General features: G+C 61.0%; 15 protein-coding genes. 6 read left to right on the plus strand and 9 right to left on the minus strand.

The window, feature by feature from the left end; all coding sequences use genetic code 11:
- Positions 1-10 precede the first annotated feature (10 nt).
- A complete protein-coding gene (gene gyrA, locus ACOZK9_RS08750; RefSeq protein ID WP_122250455.1) occupies positions 11-2,668 on the minus strand; it encodes a DNA gyrase subunit A in 2,658 nt (885 codons plus the stop codon).
- A gap of 422 nt (positions 2,669-3,090) precedes the next feature.
- Positions 3,091-4,161, minus strand: a complete 1,071-nt coding sequence (mtnA, locus tag ACOZK9_RS08755; RefSeq protein WP_421555619.1) for an S-methyl-5-thioribose-1-phosphate isomerase — start codon at positions 4,159-4,161, stop codon at positions 3,091-3,093.
- A 109-nt stretch (positions 4,162-4,270) separates the two neighbouring features.
- On the opposite strand from mtnA, the gene ACOZK9_RS08760 reads away from it, so the two are divergent.
- The 4 genes from ACOZK9_RS08760 (at position 4,271) to ACOZK9_RS08775 (ending at position 7,882) form a co-directional block, all read left to right on the plus strand.
- The gene (locus tag ACOZK9_RS08760) at positions 4,271-5,602 is read left to right on the plus strand and encodes a TRZ/ATZ family hydrolase (protein WP_152751137.1); all 1,332 of its coding nucleotides are present in this window, start codon (positions 4,271-4,273) and stop codon (positions 5,600-5,602) included.
- A 63-nt stretch (positions 5,603-5,665) separates the two neighbouring features.
- Entirely contained in the window at positions 5,666-6,364 is a 699-nt protein-coding gene (ubiG, locus tag ACOZK9_RS08765) for a bifunctional 2-polyprenyl-6-hydroxyphenol methylase/3-demethylubiquinol 3-O-methyltransferase UbiG (protein WP_058412938.1), read from the plus strand.
- A 4-nt stretch (positions 6,365-6,368) separates the two neighbouring features.
- On the plus strand, positions 6,369-7,040 hold the full coding sequence (gene mupP / locus ACOZK9_RS08770) for an N-acetylmuramic acid 6-phosphate phosphatase MupP (protein ID WP_058412939.1): 672 nt from the start codon (positions 6,369-6,371) through the stop codon (positions 7,038-7,040).
- Between the two features lie 101 nt (positions 7,041-7,141).
- Positions 7,142-7,882: a YciK family oxidoreductase gene (locus ACOZK9_RS08775; RefSeq protein WP_058412940.1), complete on the plus strand. Its 741-nt coding sequence runs from the start codon at positions 7,142-7,144 to the stop codon at positions 7,880-7,882.
- A 223-nt stretch (positions 7,883-8,105) separates the two neighbouring features.
- On the opposite strand, the gene ACOZK9_RS08780 is transcribed toward ACOZK9_RS08775, so the two are convergent.
- The 6 genes from ACOZK9_RS08780 to ACOZK9_RS08805 are packed head-to-tail and all read right to left on the minus strand — an operon-like array spanning position 8,106 to position 14,269.
- Entirely contained in the window at positions 8,106-9,620 is a 1,515-nt protein-coding gene (locus tag ACOZK9_RS08780) for an ABC transporter substrate-binding protein (RefSeq protein ID WP_421555620.1), read from the minus strand.
- A 35-nt stretch (positions 9,621-9,655) separates the two neighbouring features.
- Complete coding sequence (locus tag ACOZK9_RS08785) at positions 9,656-10,627, minus strand: ABC transporter ATP-binding protein (protein WP_058412942.1); 972 nt, start codon at positions 10,625-10,627, stop codon at positions 9,656-9,658.
- Positions 10,624-11,580 (minus strand): ABC transporter ATP-binding protein, encoded by a 957-nt coding sequence (locus ACOZK9_RS08790; RefSeq protein WP_421555621.1) that lies wholly within the window; start codon positions 11,578-11,580, stop codon positions 10,624-10,626. The genes ACOZK9_RS08785 and ACOZK9_RS08790 overlap by 4 nt, the downstream gene beginning before the upstream one ends.
- The gene (locus ACOZK9_RS08795) at positions 11,577-12,434 is read right to left on the minus strand and encodes an ABC transporter permease (RefSeq protein WP_421555622.1); all 858 of its coding nucleotides are present in this window, start codon (positions 12,432-12,434) and stop codon (positions 11,577-11,579) included. Before ACOZK9_RS08795 ends, ACOZK9_RS08790 begins: the two co-directional genes overlap by 4 nt.
- Positions 12,431-13,378, minus strand: a complete 948-nt coding sequence (locus ACOZK9_RS08800) for an ABC transporter permease (RefSeq protein WP_122251416.1) — start codon at positions 13,376-13,378, stop codon at positions 12,431-12,433. The genes ACOZK9_RS08795 and ACOZK9_RS08800 overlap by 4 nt, the downstream gene beginning before the upstream one ends.
- 3 nt (positions 13,379-13,381) lie before the next feature.
- Positions 13,382-14,269, minus strand: coding sequence for a proline iminopeptidase-family hydrolase (locus tag ACOZK9_RS08805; RefSeq protein WP_058412946.1), 888 nt, complete (start codon positions 14,267-14,269; stop codon positions 13,382-13,384).
- Positions 14,270-14,452: 183 nt separating this feature from the next.
- Here ACOZK9_RS08805 and ACOZK9_RS08810 point away from each other — a divergent pair, with 183 nt between their 5' ends.
- Both ACOZK9_RS08810 and ACOZK9_RS08815 read left to right on the plus strand, forming a co-directional pair.
- A complete protein-coding gene (locus ACOZK9_RS08810; protein WP_122251415.1) occupies positions 14,453-15,217 on the plus strand; it encodes a LuxR family transcriptional regulator in 765 nt (254 codons plus the stop codon).
- 92 nt (positions 15,218-15,309) lie between these two features.
- Positions 15,310-16,242: a proline iminopeptidase-family hydrolase gene (locus tag ACOZK9_RS08815; protein ID WP_421555623.1), complete on the plus strand. Its 933-nt coding sequence runs from the start codon at positions 15,310-15,312 to the stop codon at positions 16,240-16,242.
- A gap of 57 nt (positions 16,243-16,299) precedes the next feature.
- On the opposite strand, the gene ACOZK9_RS08820 is transcribed toward ACOZK9_RS08815, so the two are convergent.
- Positions 16,300-16,601 (minus strand): transposase (locus tag ACOZK9_RS08820; protein WP_421555624.1); only part of this gene is annotated, 302 nt, incomplete at its 5' end.

Here is a 16,601-nt window from a genome sequence, read left to right on the forward strand (position 1 = left end):
GTGTGTCCGCTTATTCCTGCGGTTCTTCTTCGTCTGCGGCAGCATCGAGGGTTGGCTCGTCGACGTTTTCATCGCCGGTTGCGATGACCTCGCCATCAAGCGCTTCATCGTCTTCCAGCTCTTCGCCTTCAACTTCCGACGGTTCCTGCACACGCTCCAGGCCGACCAGTTTTTCGTCTTTGGCCAGCTTGATCAGCGTCACACCCTGAGTATTACGGCCCAGGCTCGACACTTCAGCGACACGGGTACGTACGAGCGTGCCCTGGTCGGAAATCAGCATGATTTCTTCGCCATCAAGCACCTGCACCGCGCCGACCAGACGGCCGTTGCGGTCGTTGCTGACCATGGCGATCACGCCTTGGCCGCCACGCTTGTACTCCGGGAACTCGCTGATAGCGGTACGTTTGCCATAACCACGCGCCGAAGCGGTGAGGATCTGGCTGCCTTCTTCCGGGATCAGCATCGAAATCAGCTTCTGCCCTTCCGGCAGGCGCATGCCGCGCACACCGCGGGCGGTACGGCCCATGGCGCGAACGTCGGATTCCTTGAAGCGTGTCACTTTACCGCCATCGGAGAACAGCATGACTTCACGCTCGCCGTCGGTGATGGCGGCCGAAATCAACACGTCGCCTTCGTCCAGCTCGAGGGCGATCAGGCCCACGCTGCGCTGACGGCTGAAGGATTCCAGCGGGGTCTTCTTCACGGTGCCTTTGGCGGTCGCCATGAAGATGAAGTGACCTTCGGTGTATTCGTCGACCGGCAACATGGTGGTGATGTATTCATCACTGTCCAGCGGCAACAGGTTGACCAATGGGCGGCCACGGGCTGCGCGCGAGGCTTCCGGAATTTCGTAGGTTTTCAGCCAATACACTTTGCCTTTGCTGGAGAACAGCAGCAGCGTGGTGTGGCTGTTGGCTACCAGCAGGTGAGCAATGTAGTCCTCATCTTTTACGCCGGTCGCCGATTTGCCTTTACCGCCACGACGCTGGGCCTGGTACGCAGCCAACGGCTGGGTCTTGGCATAACCGCCGTGAGAGATGGTCACTACGCGCTCTTCTTCCGGGATCATGTCACCCAGCGTCAGGTCGAGGCGTGCATCGAGGATTTCGGTGCGGCGCACGTCGCCGTATTCGGCGCGGATCACTTCGAGTTCTTCGCGGATCACTTCCATCAGGCGCACGGCGCTGTTGAGGATGCGGATCAACTCGCCGATCTGGTTAAGGATCTCCTGGTACTCGGCCAGCAGCTTCTCGTGCTCAAGACCGGTCAAACGGTGCAGACGCAGTTCCAGAATGGCCTGAGCCTGTTCCGGCGACAGGAAGTACTTGCCTTCGCGCAGACCGTATTGCGGGTCGAGGGTCTCCGGGCGGCAAGAGTCGGCGCCGGCGCGCTCAACCATCGCCACTACGGCGCTGGATTCCCACGGCATCTTGATCAGCGCCTCTTTGGCTTCCGACGGGGTCGGCGAGGCTTTGATCAGGGCAATAACCGGGTCTATGTTCGACAGTGCAACGGCCTGGCCTTCAAGGATATGCCCGCGCTCACGCGCCTTGCGCAGTTCGAACACGGTACGCCGGGTGACCACTTCGCGGCGGTGACGCACGAAGGCTTCCAGCAGGTCCTTGAGGTTCAGGATGCGCGGGCGGCCGTCGATCAGCGCAACCACGTTGATACCAAACACGCTTTGCAGCTGGGTCTGGGCGTAGAGGTTGTTGAGGATCACCTCGGGCACTTCGCCACGACGCAGCTCGATCACCACGCGCATACCGTCTTTGTCGGACTCGTCGCGCAGCTCGGTGATGCCTTCCAGCTTCTTCTCTTTAACCAGTTCGGCGATCTTCTCGATCAGACGCGCCTTGTTCAACTGGTAAGGCAGTTCGGTAATGACGATCTGCTGACGGCCACCGACCTTGTCGATGTCTTCGATCATCGAGCGGGCACGCATGTAAATGCGCCCGCGACCGGTGCGGTAGGCTTCGATGATACCGGCGCGACCGTTGATGATCGCAGCGGTCGGGAAGTCCGGACCGGGAATGTATTGCATCAGCTCATCGATGGTCAGCTCAGGATTGTCGATGAGGGCCAGGCAACCGTCGATGACTTCACCGAGGTTGTGTGGCGGGATGTTGGTGGCCATGCCCACGGCGATGCCGCTGGAACCGTTGACCAGCAGGTTGGGAATACGCGTTGGCATGACCGCCGGGATCATTTCGGTGCCGTCGTAGTTCGGCACCCAGTCCACGGTTTCTTTATGCAGGTCGGCCAGCAGTTCGTGCGCCAGCTTGGTCATACGCACTTCGGTGTATCGCATGGCCGCGGCGTTGTCGCCGTCGACCGAACCGAAGTTGCCCTGGCCGTCTACCAGCAGGTAGCGCAGGGAAAATGGCTGCGCCATCCGAACAATGGTGTCGTACACCGCAGTGTCGCCGTGAGGGTGATACTTACCGATCACGTCACCGACAACACGGGCAGATTTCTTGTACGGCTTGTTCCAGTCGTTACCCAGCTCGCTCATCGCGAACAGCACACGCCGGTGCACGGGCTTCAAGCCATCGCGCGCATCAGGCAGTGCCCGCCCGACAATTACGCTCATCGCGTAGTCGAGGTAGGACTGTTTCAGCTCGTCTTCGATATTGACCGGGAGGATTTCTTTGGCCAGTTCGCCCATGAGAAGCCTGATTCCTTTTTCGGGTGAAACCTCGTCACATCCTATGGGACAAACGAAGCTCGCCGCTGCCGGCAGAGTGCCTGACAACGACTTACGACAAATCAACGAGTTATGACACGGATCTGCACGTTACAGGCAACCCCTCGGGGCAGCCCTGGAAACCGCCGGATGTTATCACAATCGCCGCCACGCACCTATCCCCCTGATGCGCATGGAGCATAGTAAGTTGGCAGATAATACGCTTGAGGGCGACGAGAGGGGCTCAGAGGTGGGGTCGTGCGTTTTTTTGGGGGCAGATCCGAAAGGTTTATTGGCCTTAACGGCCTATCGCGAGCAAGCCCGCTCCCACATGTTGAATGTGTTCACACATCAGTGTGGGAGCGGGCTTGCTCGCGATAGCGATTCAACAGGCGCCGCAGCGATCAATGCAAGCGCTTGCGGGACATCAACTTAGCCAATTTGGCCGCATCGGGCCGCTCGACGATGCCTTTTTCAGTCACGATCACATCAATCAGGTCGGCCGGGGTGACGTCGAACACCGGGTTATAAGCCGCCACATCCAGGCGCTGCCCCGGCACCTCCAGCAACTCACCGGCATCACGCTCTTCAAGGGCGACGTCATCGCCAGAGGCGATCAGCAGGTCGAGCGTTGAGCTCGGCGCCACCACCATAAAGCGCACGCCATGGTGCATGGCGCAGACAGCCAACTGATAGGTGCCGATCTTGCTGATCACATCACCATTGGCGGCGATGCAGTCGGCACCGACAATCACCCAGGTCACGCCTTTGGTCTTGAGAATATGCGCGCCGGCCGAGTCGGCATTCACCGTGACCGGGATGCCCTCGCCCGCCAGCTCCCAGGCGGTTAACCGCGAACCCTGCAACCACGGGCGGGTTTCATTGGCGTAGACCTGCTCGACCAACCCCTCCAGAAAGGCCGCGCGAATCACCCCGAGGGCCGTACCGACACCGCCCGTGGCCAGGGCACCGGCGTTGCCGTGTGTCAGGATCGCCTGCGGGTTACCCTGGTGCTTGCGAATTCGATCGAGCCCAAATTGAGCCATGACGACGTTGGCTTCGCGGTCGCTTTCATGAATAGCGATGGCTTGCGCCTCCAGCACCGCCAGCGGGTCGGCGTGTGGCTTGAGGCGGTCGAGGCGCTCACGCATGCGGTTCAGCGCCCAGAACAGGTTCGCTGCAGTCGGGCGGGCCTCGGCCAGCAGCGCGTAGTCTTCTTCCCACGCAGCCTGCCAGTCACCGCCCTCGGCGAATCGCGCGCGGGCGGCGAGCACCAAGCCATAGGCGGCGCTGATACCGATGGCCGCTGCGCCGCGCACCACCATCGAGCGAATGGCCGCCGCCACGGCCTCGACCGTGGTGCAGACCACCCAGTTTTCCCGGGACGGCAAGGCACGCTGATCCAGCAGGTGCAGTGCGCCATCACGCCACTCGATGGCCTTCACTTTCTCCGCAGCCAACAGTCGGTCGCGCATCCCTTACCCCGTACTCATGAACAAAAGCGGCCGATTATAGCGATCCGCCAGCCAAGGCGCTCGGGTATACTTCGCGCTTCTTTTATAGTTCCTCGGGAAGAAGCCTGCGATGACCCCCACTGCCGCCCCGCTCGACTTGTTGCTGCTGCCCACCTGGCTGGTACCTGTCGAACCCGCTGGCGTGGTACTCAAGGAGCATGGCCTGGGCATTCGCGATGGGTGCATTGCGTTCATCGGGCCGCGCGCCGCGGCCTTGAAGCTCGCCGCCAACGAGGTGCGCGAGCTGCCGGGCATGCTGCTCAGCCCCGGCCTGATCAACGCCCACGGGCATGCGGCGATGAGCCTGTTTCGCGGCCTGGCCGATGACCTGCCGCTGATGACCTGGCTCGAAAAGCACATATGGCCTGCCGAGGCCAAGTGGGTCGATGAAGCCTTCGTGCGCGACGGCACTGACCTGGCCATCGCCGAGCAGCTCAAAGGTGGCATCACCTGCTTCAGTGACATGTACTTCTACCCCAAGGTCGCCAGCGACTGCGTACACAATAGCGGCATGCGCGCGCAGATCGCGATCCCTATCCTCGACTTCCCGATTCCCGGCGCCAGCACGGCCGACGAGTCGATTCGCCAGGGCATCGAGCTGTTCGGCGACCTCAAGCACCACCCGCGCATCAAAATCACCTTCGGCCCCCACGCGCCGTACACCGTGTGCGATGACAACCTCGAAAAAATCCGTGTGATCGCCGAAGAACTCGACGCGGCGATTCACATGCATGTGCATGAAACCGCCTCTGAAGTGCAGCAAGCCGTGGAGCAAACCGGTGAGCGCCCGCTCGCGCGCCTGGGTCGCCTTGGCTTGCTGGGCCCGCGCTTCCAGGCCGTGCACATGACCCAAATCAGCGAGGACGACCTGGCGTTACTGGTAGAAAGCAACACCAGCGTTATTCATTGCCCGGAGTCCAACCTGAAACTCGCCAGCGGCTTCTGCCCGGTTGAGCGTTTGTGGCAGGCTGGGGTCAATGTGGCGATCGGCACCGATGGCGCGGCCAGCAACAATGACCTCGACCTGTTGGGCGAAACCCGTACCGCCGCGATGCTGGCCAAAGCCGTCGCCGGCTCGGCCACAGCCCTCGACGCCCACCGCGCGCTGCGCATGGCTACGCTCAATGGTGCGCGCGCCATGGGCCTGGAAAGCCAGATTGGCTCGCTGGAGGTCGGCAAGGCCGCCGATATGGTGGCGTTTGATTTGTCGGGGCTGGCGCAACAACCGATCTACGATCCGGTCTCACAACTTATATATGCCACCGGACGCGATTGCGTGAAACACCTTTGGGTCGCCGGCAAGCAGCTGCTCGACAACCGGCAATTGACCCGCATGGATGAACCCCAGTTGACCGCCACGGCCATTGCCTGGGGCCAACGCATCAGCGGGCACAGCGAATAACGCAGGTGTTGAAAACACGCTTCGACCCCTGCAAACCGATTTATCAGATTTAGAGGATTCACCATGAGCAACGTCGACCACGCCGAAATCGCCAAATTCGAAGCCTTGGCTCACCGCTGGTGGGACCGCGAAAGCGAGTTCAAACCGCTGCACGACATCAACCCGCTGCGGGTTAACTGGATTGACGAACGCGTCAACCTCGCCGGCAAGAAGGTACTCGACGTCGGCTGCGGCGGCGGCATCCTCAGCGAAGCCATGGCCCAGCGCGGCGCCAGCGTAATGGGCATCGACATGGGCGAAGCGCCACTGGCGGTGGCGCAGTTGCACCAGTTGGAATCCGGCGTGAACGTTGAGTATCGCCAGATCACCGCCGAAGACCTCGCCATCGAATTGCCGGAACAGTTCGACGTGGTCACGTGCCTCGAAATGCTCGAACACGTGCCAGACCCGTCGTCAGTCATCCGCGCGTGCTTTCGCATGGTCAAGCCCGGCGGCCAGGTGTTCTTTTCTACCATCAACCGCAACCCCAAGGCTTACCTGTTCGCGATCATCGGCGCTGAATACATCATGAAGTTGCTGCCGCGCGGCACGCATGACTTCAAAAAATTCATCCGCCCAAGCGAGCTGGGCGCCTGGAGCCGTCAGGCCGGGCTGACCGTCAAAGACATCATCGGCCTGACCTACAACCCGCTGACCAAGCATTACAAGCTGGCCAGTGACGTTGACGTCAACTACATGATCCAGACCCTGCGCGAGGAGTAAGCCTGTGAAGTTGCGAGCGGTTCTCTTCGATATGGACGGTACGTTACTCGACACCGCGCCGGACTTTATCGCGATCTGCCAGGCCATGCGCGCAGACCGTGGCCTGGCGCCGATCAACGACCAGCACATCCGCGATGAAATCTCCGGCGGCGCACGCGCAATGGTTGCCGTGACCTTCTCGATGGACCCGGAGTCACCCGGCTTTGAAGCGCTGCGCGAGGAGTTTCTGGAGCGTTACCTCAAAGGCTGCGCGATCCACAGCAAGCTGTTCGACGGCATGGCCGAGTTGCTCGAAGACATCGAGAAAGCCAACCTGGTCTGGGGCGTGGTCACCAACAAGCCGCTGCGTTTTGCCGAGCCGATCATGCAGCAGTTGGGCCTGGCCGAGCGCTCGGCGCTGTTGATTTGCCCTGATCACGTGAAGAACAGCAAGCCCGACCCGGAGCCGCTGATTCTGGCGTGCAAAATGCTCGGCCTCGACCCGGCCAGCGTGTTGTTCGTGGGCGATGACCTGCGCGACATCGAGTCCGGTCGCGACGCCGGCACCCGCACCGCAGCGGTGACTTTCGGCTACATCCACCCGGACGACAACCCGCGCCACTGGGGCGCCGATGTGGTGGTGGACCACCCGCTGGAACTGCGCAAGGTGCTGGATAACGCACTGTGCAGTTGCTGAGTGCTCACGCGGCTTAATGACAGATGAAGATCCCCCACAGGGGATTTGTAGTGTTTTCAAGTTCGTTGCTGGCAACCCACTGAGTTTTGTCGAGGTTATGTATGTTTGATTACTCCGCACGTCCAGAACTGCTCAAAGGCCGGGTGATTCTGGTGACCGGTGCCGGGCGCGGGATTGGCGCGGCGGCGGCGAAAACCTATGCCGCGCATGGCGCCACCGTGCTGTTGCTGGGCAAGACCGAGGCCAACCTGGCCCAGGTATATGACGAGATCGAAGCGGCCGGCCAGCCACAACCGGTAGTGATTCCGTTCAACCTGGAGACCGCCCTGCCGCATCAATACGATGAACTGGCAGCGATGATCGAAAAGGCCTTCGGCCGCCTCGACGGCCTGCTGCACAACGCCTCGATCATCGGCCCACGCACGCCGATCGAGCAGTTGTCCGGTGAGAATTTCATGCGGGTGATGCACGTCAACGTCAACGCGATGTTCATGCTGACCAACACCTTGCTGCCGCTGCTCAAGCTGTCTCAGGATGCGTCGGTGGTGTTCACCTCCAGCAGCGTCGGGCGCAAGGGCCGTGCGTATTGGGGCGCTTATGGCGTGTCGAAGTTTGCCACCGAAGGCCTGATGCAAACCCTGGCCGATGAGCTGGACGAGGTGGCGTCGGTTCGCGCCAACAGCATCAATCCAGGCGGCACACGCACCAGCATGCGCGCCCAGGCGTACCCCGGTGAAAACCCGATGGAAAGGCCAGCGCCGGAAGAGATCATGCCGGTGTACCTGTACCTGATGGGGCCGGACAGCACCGGCATCAATGGGCAGGCGTTTGATGCGCAATAAAAACTGACACAGCGCTCATCAAACGACAAATAAGCTATTACCTGTGGGAGCGGGCTTGCTCGCGAATACGCTGTGTCAGATAAGTATTTTTCAACTGAGACAGCGCAATCGCGAGCAAGCCCGCTCCCACAAAAAGCAGACCTGCTGAGTATGCAAAAGCCGCTTTTGATCTGATAAGCGCCGCGTTAAACCGGGATGGCCGTATTGCAGCGCTGTTGGGATCTTAGTTTTTGACCACGTCTTCCAGGGTGAAACGGCCCAATGGGTTCTGCAGGAAATTGCTCACATTCTTGCGAGAGATGTTGATATAGGGGCTGTAGTACAAGTCGATCCAGTTCACGTCCTGTTTCGCCATCTTCTGTAGCTCGACATACATCTGCTCACGCTTCACCGGGTCGGCCTCGATGCGTGCCGCCGTCACCAGCGCCTTGACCTTGTCGTTCTTGTAACGGGTCATGTAGTTCTGGTTGGTGTCGTGGCCCAACACGAAGGTGGTCTTCTGGTCCGGGTCGAGAATATCGTTGGTCCAGTACATCACCGAAATATCGTACTCACCGTCCACCAGCATCTGCCAGCTTTGGGTCGGGTCAACCTTCTGCAAGTTGGCGGTTACGCCGACCTTGGCCAACTGGTCCTTGATGATCACCGCAATCTGCTCGTCGGCTTCGTTGCCGGCGTTGACCACGTAGTTGAGCTTCAAGTCCTGCGCACCGGCAGCGGCCAGCAGCTTCTTGGCGGCCGCGGGGTCATACGGGCGTTGCAGGTTGTTGGCGTAGTGGTACAGCGAACCTTTGGGAATGTAGGAATAGGCCACGGTGCCCTGACCGTACGTGGCGGTCTTGACCAGCGATTGTTTGTCGATGGCCATGTCCAGCGCCTCACGCACTTCCTGTTTGGCCAACAGGCCATGGGCGTGGTTGATCAGCAAGTGGTCTTCACGGGTGGACGGGTCGGCGTGGATCACCACGTTCTGGTCTTTTTTCAGCTCCTCCACACGCGAGAACGGTACAAAGATCGCCGTGTCGAGTTCGTTGTTCTGCACCATACGCATGCGCGTATTGTCGTCGGTCACCGACACCCATTCCACGCCATCCAGGCTCACGTTCTTGGCCTGCCAGAAGTTCGGGTTCTTCTTGAGGATGACGCGGTCACCCTTGCGCCATTCCTCCACGGTAAACGCGCCGGAGGTCACCGGGTTTTCCGAGTAGGCGTCTTCGCCCATCTTGGTCATGGCTTTTTCCGACAGGATCGACACCGTCGGCGAGGCCAATTGCGAGAGGAACGCCACTGCCGGGGTTTTCAGGGTGACCACCAGGGTTTGCGGGTCGCTGGCCGTCGCGGTGTTGATCAGGCTGAACGGGTCGCTCCACAGCGAGGCCTTGTTGTCGCGGATGCGCAACAGGCTGAACGCGGCGTCTTCGGCGGTAATCGGCGAACCGTCGGAGAACTTCGCATCGCGCAGTTTGAAGGTGTAGGTCAGGCCGTCCGCAGAAATCTCCCAGCTTTGTGCCAGGCCCGGTTCCATCTTCGTGCCCAGGTTGTCCACGCGTACCAGCGTGTCGTAGACGTTGGCGAACACCCACGTGTCGCGGTTCTGCGCACTTTTGATCGGGTCAAAGGTGGTGCTGTCTTCACGGCAACCGATGGTCAACACGCCAGCGGCGTTCGCCAACCCGGCGGTGAGCGACCAGGCGGTCAATGTAGCGGCGGCGAGCAACTTCAAGTGACGGGATTGCATGTCATAACTCCTTGTCTATGAATGGCAGAAATGGGTCAAAGCAAAGGCTCTTCAAGCACGCAACTGTACCGATGCTCGTGCAGGAAATGGGTCGGCGGCAACACCACGGAACACATGCTCCGGGCGTGTCGGCAGCGCGGGTGAAAGGCGCAGCCTGTGGGCAAATTCAGCGGGCTCGGCGGCTCACCGGGCAATGGCTGCGCAGGCAAGCGCCGGTGTGGGTCGATCTCGGGAATCGCTTCGATCAACGCCGCCGTATACGGATGGCGCGGCGAGGTAAATACCGCCTCCACCGGCCCCTCTTCAACAATTTTGCCCAAGTACATCACCGCCACGCGGTCGCACAGGCGACGCACGATGGCCAAGTCATGCGCGATAAACAGGATGGCCAGGTTCATGCGCTGTTGCAGTTCCAGCAACAGGTTGATGATCTGGCCCTGGATCGACACGTCCAGCGCCGCCACGCATTCATCGGCAATGATCAAGCGCGGCTCCACCGCCAGCGCCCGCGCGATGCCGACGCGCTGGCACTGGCCGCCGCTCAGGGAGCCGGGTTTGCGGCTGGCCAACTCAGGGCGCAGGCCCACCAATTCGAGCAGCTCAACCACGCGGGCGGGGATTTGCTGCGGGGCGACTTTGCGCTGTACGCGTAATACTTCGGCGAGGGTTTCACCCAGGGTCTGGCGCGGGTTCAGCGCCGCGTACGGGTCCTGGAAAATCATCGCGGTTTCGTGGCGCAGGCGGGCGATGTCGATGCTGCTGCCGTGGGCCATGTCGACACCGTCAAACAACACCTGCCCGGCGCTGATCGGGTTAAGGTGCAAAATCGCCCGACCGAGGGTGCTTTTGCCGCTGCCGGACTCACCGACCAACCCCAGGGTTTGACCCGCCGCGAGGTTCAGCGACACACCGTTGACCGCCCTCACCCACTGCTTGTTGAGGCCGAACAGGCCGCTGCCGGACGCCGCAAAACGCACCTCAAGGTCCTTGATCTGCAACAGGCTCACGGGCGAACTCCCAAGGGATAGTGGCAGGCCACCCGCGCGCCTTCCGGCAGCAGCTCGGTGCACACAGCGCCGACGTGCGGGCAGCGCGGGCTGAAGCGGCAACCGGCGGGCAGCGCATCCAGCAACGGCGGCTGGCCGGCAATCGTGCGCAGCAAGGCGTGGCCGCTGCTGTGCGCGGGCTGGCAATCGATCAGGCCCGCGGTGTACGGGTGTTGCGGATGCGCCAGCAGCGCATACTTGCTGCCGTGTTCGCACAGGCGCCCGGCGTACATCACCGCGATGGAGTCGCAGGTTTGTGCGACCACGCCGAGGTCGTGGGTGATCATGATGATCGACAGGCCGCGCTGGTCGCGCAGGTCCAGCAACAGGCGCAGGATTTGCGCCTGCACCGTTACATCCAGCGCCGTGGTCGGCTCGTCGGCAATCAGCACTTTCGGGTTGCAGCCCAGCGCGACGGCGATCATCGCGCGTTGGCGCATGCCGCCGGAGAACTCGTGCGGGTAGTTGTCGACACGCGCCTTGGGGTCGGGTATGCCGACCTGGCGCAGCACTTCGATGGCTTGCAGGCGCGCGTCTTTTTTCGACACGCCCTGGTGCAGGCGAATGCCCTCGGCGATCTGTTCGCCGATGCGCATCAGCGGGTCGAGATGGCTGCTGGGGTTCTGGAAGATCATGCCCAATTGCCCGCCACGCACAGCGCGCATGCCGGCATCGCTGAGTGGCAGCAAATCCTGACCGGCCAGCCGCACCGCGCCGCCCTGCACGCGCAGATTGGGCGACGGCAGCAAGCGCATCAGCCCGCGACAGGCCATGGTTTTGCCCGAGCCGCTCTCGCCCACCAGGCCAAGGATTTCAGCTTCGGCGAGGTCGAAGGACACCCGGTCCACCAGGGTCACATCGCGCCCGCTGTTGTTGGCAATCACGCTCAGGTCGCGCACTTCAAGCAGACTCATGAGCGGTCCCCCAGCACTTGCGCCACACCGTCGGCAAGCAGGCTGAACCCCATGGCCAGGGTCACAATCGCCAGGCCGGGAAAGGTGCAGATCCACCACGCGGTGGTGATGAACGCCTGACCTTCGGCGACCATCGTGCCCCACTCGGCAGTCGGCGGTTGCACGCCCAGGCCAAGGTAGCTCACGGCGGCGCCATTGAGCAGCACCAGCACCGCGTCAGACATGGAAAACACAATCGAGCCGAACAGGGCATTCGGCAACAAATGCCGGAATAAAATGCGCCCATGGCCAAACCCCAGGCTCTTGGCGGCCAGCGCGAAGTCGCTTTCCTTGAGCACCAGGATCTGCGAGCGGATCAGCCGCGCATACGACACCCACCCGACCAACGCCATGGCGATATAAAAACTCTTCAAGCCCGGCCCGAGGATGGCCATGATCGCCAGCATCAACACCAGGAACGGGAAGGCCAGGATCACGTCGATCACGCGCATGCAAACGCTGTCGAAAAGCCCGCCGATGTAGCCCGAGACCGCACCGACAAAGGTGCCGATCATGAACGGGAAGATCACGCCAATGATGGCCAGTTGCAGGTCAACCCGCGCACCCCAGATCACCCTGGAAAGAATATCCCGGCCGTAGTTATCCGTGCCAAATGGGTGGGCGAGGCTGGGTGCCAATAAATTCAAATCGGTGTGTTGGGCAATCGGGTCATACGGCGCAAGCCACGGCGCGAACAGCGCCAGGACGAACCACGCCGACAAGATCAACACGCCCCACGCGGCGGTCAGGCGGCCGTTGCGAAACCCGAAGCGCAGGCGCAAACGCCACGGGGCAATCAGCGGTCGGCTGCTCATTGCATTTTCACCCGTGGGTCGAGCGCTACCGTCGCCACGTCGGCGACAAAGTTGACCACCACCGTCGCGCAGGCCAACACCATGGCCACGCCTTGCACCACCATGTAATCGCGGGTAAAGATGCCGCGCACCAGCAACTGGCCGATGCCGGGAATCGCGAACAGACTTTCAATCACCACGGTGCCGCTGATCAGCCACCCAATGTTCACCGCCAACAGGTTAACCGCCGGCACCAGCGAGTTGGGCAACACATGGCGACGGAACACGGCAGCCTCCGATAACCCGCGCGCGCGGGCGGCGGTGACGTGATCGGCCTGCAACTCCATCAACATGCTCGCGCGCAGGTTGCGCACCAGCACCGCCGACAGCGCGAGGGCGATGGTCAAACACGGCAGAACCATGTGGTGAGCCTTATCGACGAGGGTGCGCCCGTAGCCGGACACCGGGAACAGCCCCCACTGCACGCTCAGCAACAAAATCAACATCAGGCCCAGCCAGAACGCCGGCATGCCCAGCCCGACCGTGGTGAACAACCGAATCAGCGTATCCGCCCAGCGGCCTTTATTGCGCGCCGCCAGCGTTGCCAGCGGCACCGCGATCAACAGCGCCAGCAGCACACTGCCGAGCACCAGCACCAGGGTCGGCTCGATGCGCGTGACGATCAGCTTCAGCGCGTCAACCTTGTACAGCAACGATTGGCCGAGGTCGCCTTTAAGCAGGTTTTTGAGGAAGTAAAAATATTGCAGCCACAACGGCTGATCAAGGCCGTATTGGGCGCGAATTTTCAGCAACGCGTCTGGCGTGCTGCGCGAGCCCAACAGCGCACGCGCCGGATCGCCGGGGATGGAGCGCACCAGCACAAAGGTAATCAGGCTGATGCCAAACAGCACCGGCAGCAATTGCAGCGGCCGGTAAAGTACAAATCGGTAACGCGCCAGGTTCATCCGTCAGCCCCGGTGCCGAGCGAGAAAGTCCAGCAGCACGGGGAAGTACGCCTGGGGCTCCTCATAAAACGGCATGTGGCTGCTGTTCGGGAACACGTGTAACTCGGCGTGTTTGGCGGCAAGTTTCATGCGCAGGGCGCAAGCGGGCGTGAGTTCATCGTGCTGGCCGGTGGTGATCAGTATCGGCATGGTAAACGCGGCCATCTCGGCGAGGCGGTTCCAATCCTTCAGATTACCGATATAAAGGAACTCGTTCGGGCCTTGCATGGTTTCGTAAGGCCCCATGTTCCAGTCGCCGAGCGAGCGTTTGACCGGCTCGGGCCATTCGTCCAGGCGGCAAACGTGGCGGTAGTTGAGCAAGGTAATCGCGGCTTGATACTGCGGGTGATCGAGGGTGCCCATGGCTTCGTGGCGCTGCATCATGGCCACGGTTTCACTGCCGAGGGCGCCGCGCAAGCGTTGGAGTTCTTGAGACAGGTGCGGAATGTCGCCAACGGTGTTTTCGAGGATCAGGCTTTTCAGCGCGTCGGGGTAATGGATCGCGTATTCGATGCCCAGCCAACCGCCCCAGGAATGCCCCAGCAGGTGCACGCGGCCGAGGTTCAGGGCTTGGCGTACGCGCTCGACTTCTTCGACATAACGACTGATTTCCCACAGCGAAACGTCGGTCGGTCTGGCTGATGCGCCGGTGCCAAGCTGGTCAAATGCAACCACTCGCAGGTTATGCGCTTTGAGCCAGCCATGGGCGTCGCGCAAGTAGTCACACGGCAGGCCTGGGCCGCCATTGAGACACAAGAGCACCTCATCGCCTTCGCCGAAGCTGTAGACCACGAGGTTATGGCCGTCGACTTGCACGTTGTACTGCTGGTCGGGGTCAATTTCACGCCACATGCATACATTCCTTGTGTTGTATCGGCCTGGCAGGCAGCGGCCGTTTATCAGGCCAACATTACCGAGGATGCCGTGCGTCCATAACCTAGTATTTCTTATAGGTTTAGCCTGGCAGTCCTTCGCCGGGGCGTGGCATTCTACGTGCCGCACGTCGAGATTCAAATGAATTCGGGAGCAGAACGGATGCTGGCCAAACTAACTGCCTTCAATAACCCTCTGACACCGGGCAGGAGCCTGGATGAGCAGATGGACCATACGTTTATTCTGGCCCAGCAGCTTGGTTTTGATGCGCTGGTGTACGACTACACCCCGGTGCCCATCGACCAGGACGGCTCACTGATCACGCCCTCGGTGCTGGAACTGCGCAACACGCCGCCCGATTGGCACGCCTTATGGTGCAGCGAAGGTTTTTACCAGATCGACCCGGTGCAACACCTCGCGCTGAGCACGGTGTCGCCATTCGTGTGGTCCTACGACGCCAACGCCCAGACCGCGCTGCAAGACATCATTGATCCGTGCCATGCGCCGGTGTCTTCCTACCTGCATGAGCGCCACCTGACCTGCGGCGTCAGCGTGCCGATTCACCTGCCGCGCGGCGGCTTCGCTTCGCTGACCGGCCTGCGTACCGGCAAGGCGAGTACCGTATTGAAGGACGCCCGGCACACCTTGGTCGATTTCAGCCTGATTACGCACGCCCTGCAGGAAGCACTGTACCCGTTGTTCAGCAAGGAACTGCGCACTTACCCGCATATTCGTCTGACCAAGCGCGAGCGCGAGTGCCTGAAATGGGCCGCGGAAGGTTTAACCGCCGCCGAAATCGCCACGCAGTTGAGCCGCTCACTGGCAGTGGTCACCCTGCACCTGGCGTCGGCGATGCACAAACTGGGCGCTAAAAACCGCGTTCAAGCGGTAGTTCGCGCCACCCACTACCGCTTGCTTGAAGAGTGAGCTGTCGGAAAAACCTAGCTGTTTTGCTAGTTACTTAAACTTCGCATGCCGACTATCGTACTCATGATCCTTTTTTCAGAGCAGGGTACGAAATGGAATTCTTCGAGAAAGTCACCGAAGGCTATGCGGTGTTCGGCGCGTACCAGACCTGGTACCGCGTTACCGGCGACCTGACCAGCGGCCGTACACCGTTGGTGATCATCCACGGCGGCCCCGGCTGCACGCATGATTATGTTGACGCCTTCAAGGATGTCGCAGCCAGCGGCCACGCGGTTATTCACTACGACCAGTTGGGTAATGGCCGTTCCACGCACTTGCCGGGTAAGCCCGCGTCTTTCTGGACTATCGCGCTGTTCCTCGACGAATTGAACAACCTGCTCGACCATCTGCAAATCAGCGATAACTACGCGATCCTTGGCCAATCCTGGGGCGGCATGCTCGGCAGCGAGCACGCGATTCTCCAACCCAAGGGCCTGCGCGCGTTTATCCCGGCGAACTCGCCGACGTGCATGCGCACATGGGTCAGCGAAGCCAACCGCTTGCGCAAATTGCTGCCCGAAGGCGTGCATGAAACCTTGCTCAAGCATGAGGCCGCCGGCACCTATCAAGACCCGGAATACCTTGCCGCCTCGCGGGTTTTTTATGACCAGCACGTGTGTCGGGTCAACCCGTGGCCCGAAAGCGTAGCGCGCACGTTTGCCCAAGTGGATGCAGACCCGACGGTGTACCACGCGATGAGCGGCCCGACGGAGTTTCACGTCATTGGCAGTTTGAAAGACTGGAACGTGATTGGCCGGCTGTCGGCGATCAATGTGCCGACGCTGGTGATCTCTGGCCGCCACGACGAGGCCACGCCGTTGGTGGTCAAGCCGTTCCTGGATGAAATCGCAGAGGTGCGCTGGGCGTTGTTTGAGGACTCCAGCCACATGCCGCACGTGGAAGAACGCCAAGCGTGCATGGGCACGGTGGTGAAGTTTCTGGATGAGGTGTGTTCGTTGCCGCGTGAGCAACTCAAGGCAGGCTAACGGGGCGCCTGTCACGGCCCAATCTCACAAGCCGAACTCGGTCAACTGTGGGAGATTCTATGGTTTTGGGGAAGCCTCCAAAACCGCTTTCGACTGGTATTCGCTCAGGTTTTTCATGAGAGAAAACGCGATGCGAGCCAGCTTGCGGGCGATGATGACCAGGGCCTGAGTCGTTTTCAGGCCTCTGGCCAAGTAGCCTTCATACAGGTATTTCCAGGCTTTTGATTTGATGCCTGCTGACGCCGCGTTATGCAGCAACCGTCGTATCTCAGAGTCTCCTTGCTTACTCAGTGAGCGGCGTCCGCTCATTTGCCCTGATTCAGACACCCTCAAATCCATTCCCAAGAACGCGATATACG

It is taken from the genome of Pseudomonas kitaguniensis (genome assembly GCF_049199985.1).
GTDB lineage: Bacteria > Pseudomonadota > Gammaproteobacteria > Pseudomonadales > Pseudomonadaceae > Aquipseudomonas > Aquipseudomonas kitaguniensis.

Bases quoted from the DNA above. Each gene is read 5' to 3' on its own strand.
- gyrA (WP_122250455.1), bottom strand. From the start codon at position 2,668: ATGGGCGAACTGGCCAAAGAAATCCTCCCGGTCAATATCGAAGACGAG.
- mtnA (WP_421555619.1), bottom strand. From the start codon at position 4,161: ATGCGCGACCGACTGTTGGCTGCGGAGAAAGTGAAGGCCATCGAGTGG.
- ACOZK9_RS08760 (WP_152751137.1), top strand. From the start codon at position 4,271: ATGACCCCCACTGCCGCCCCGCTCGACTTGTTGCTGCTGCCCACCTGG.
- ubiG (WP_058412938.1), top strand. From the start codon at position 5,666: ATGAGCAACGTCGACCACGCCGAAATCGCCAAATTCGAAGCCTTGGCT.
- ACOZK9_RS08775 (WP_058412940.1), top strand. From the start codon at position 7,142: ATGTTTGATTACTCCGCACGTCCAGAACTGCTCAAAGGCCGGGTGATT.
- ACOZK9_RS08780 (WP_421555620.1), bottom strand. From the start codon at position 9,620: ATGCAATCCCGTCACTTGAAGTTGCTCGCCGCCGCTACATTGACCGCC.
- ACOZK9_RS08790 (WP_421555621.1), bottom strand. From the start codon at position 11,580: ATGAGTCTGCTTGAAGTGCGCGACCTGAGCGTGATTGCCAACAACAGC.
- ACOZK9_RS08795 (WP_421555622.1), bottom strand. From the start codon at position 12,434: ATGAGCAGCCGACCGCTGATTGCCCCGTGGCGTTTGCGCCTGCGCTTC.
- ACOZK9_RS08800 (WP_122251416.1), bottom strand. From the start codon at position 13,378: ATGAACCTGGCGCGTTACCGATTTGTACTTTACCGGCCGCTGCAATTG.
- ACOZK9_RS08805 (WP_058412946.1), bottom strand. From the start codon at position 14,269: ATGTGGCGTGAAATTGACCCCGACCAGCAGTACAACGTGCAAGTCGAC.
- ACOZK9_RS08810 (WP_122251415.1), top strand. From the start codon at position 14,453: ATGCTGGCCAAACTAACTGCCTTCAATAACCCTCTGACACCGGGCAGG.
- ACOZK9_RS08815 (WP_421555623.1), top strand. From the start codon at position 15,310: ATGGAATTCTTCGAGAAAGTCACCGAAGGCTATGCGGTGTTCGGCGCG.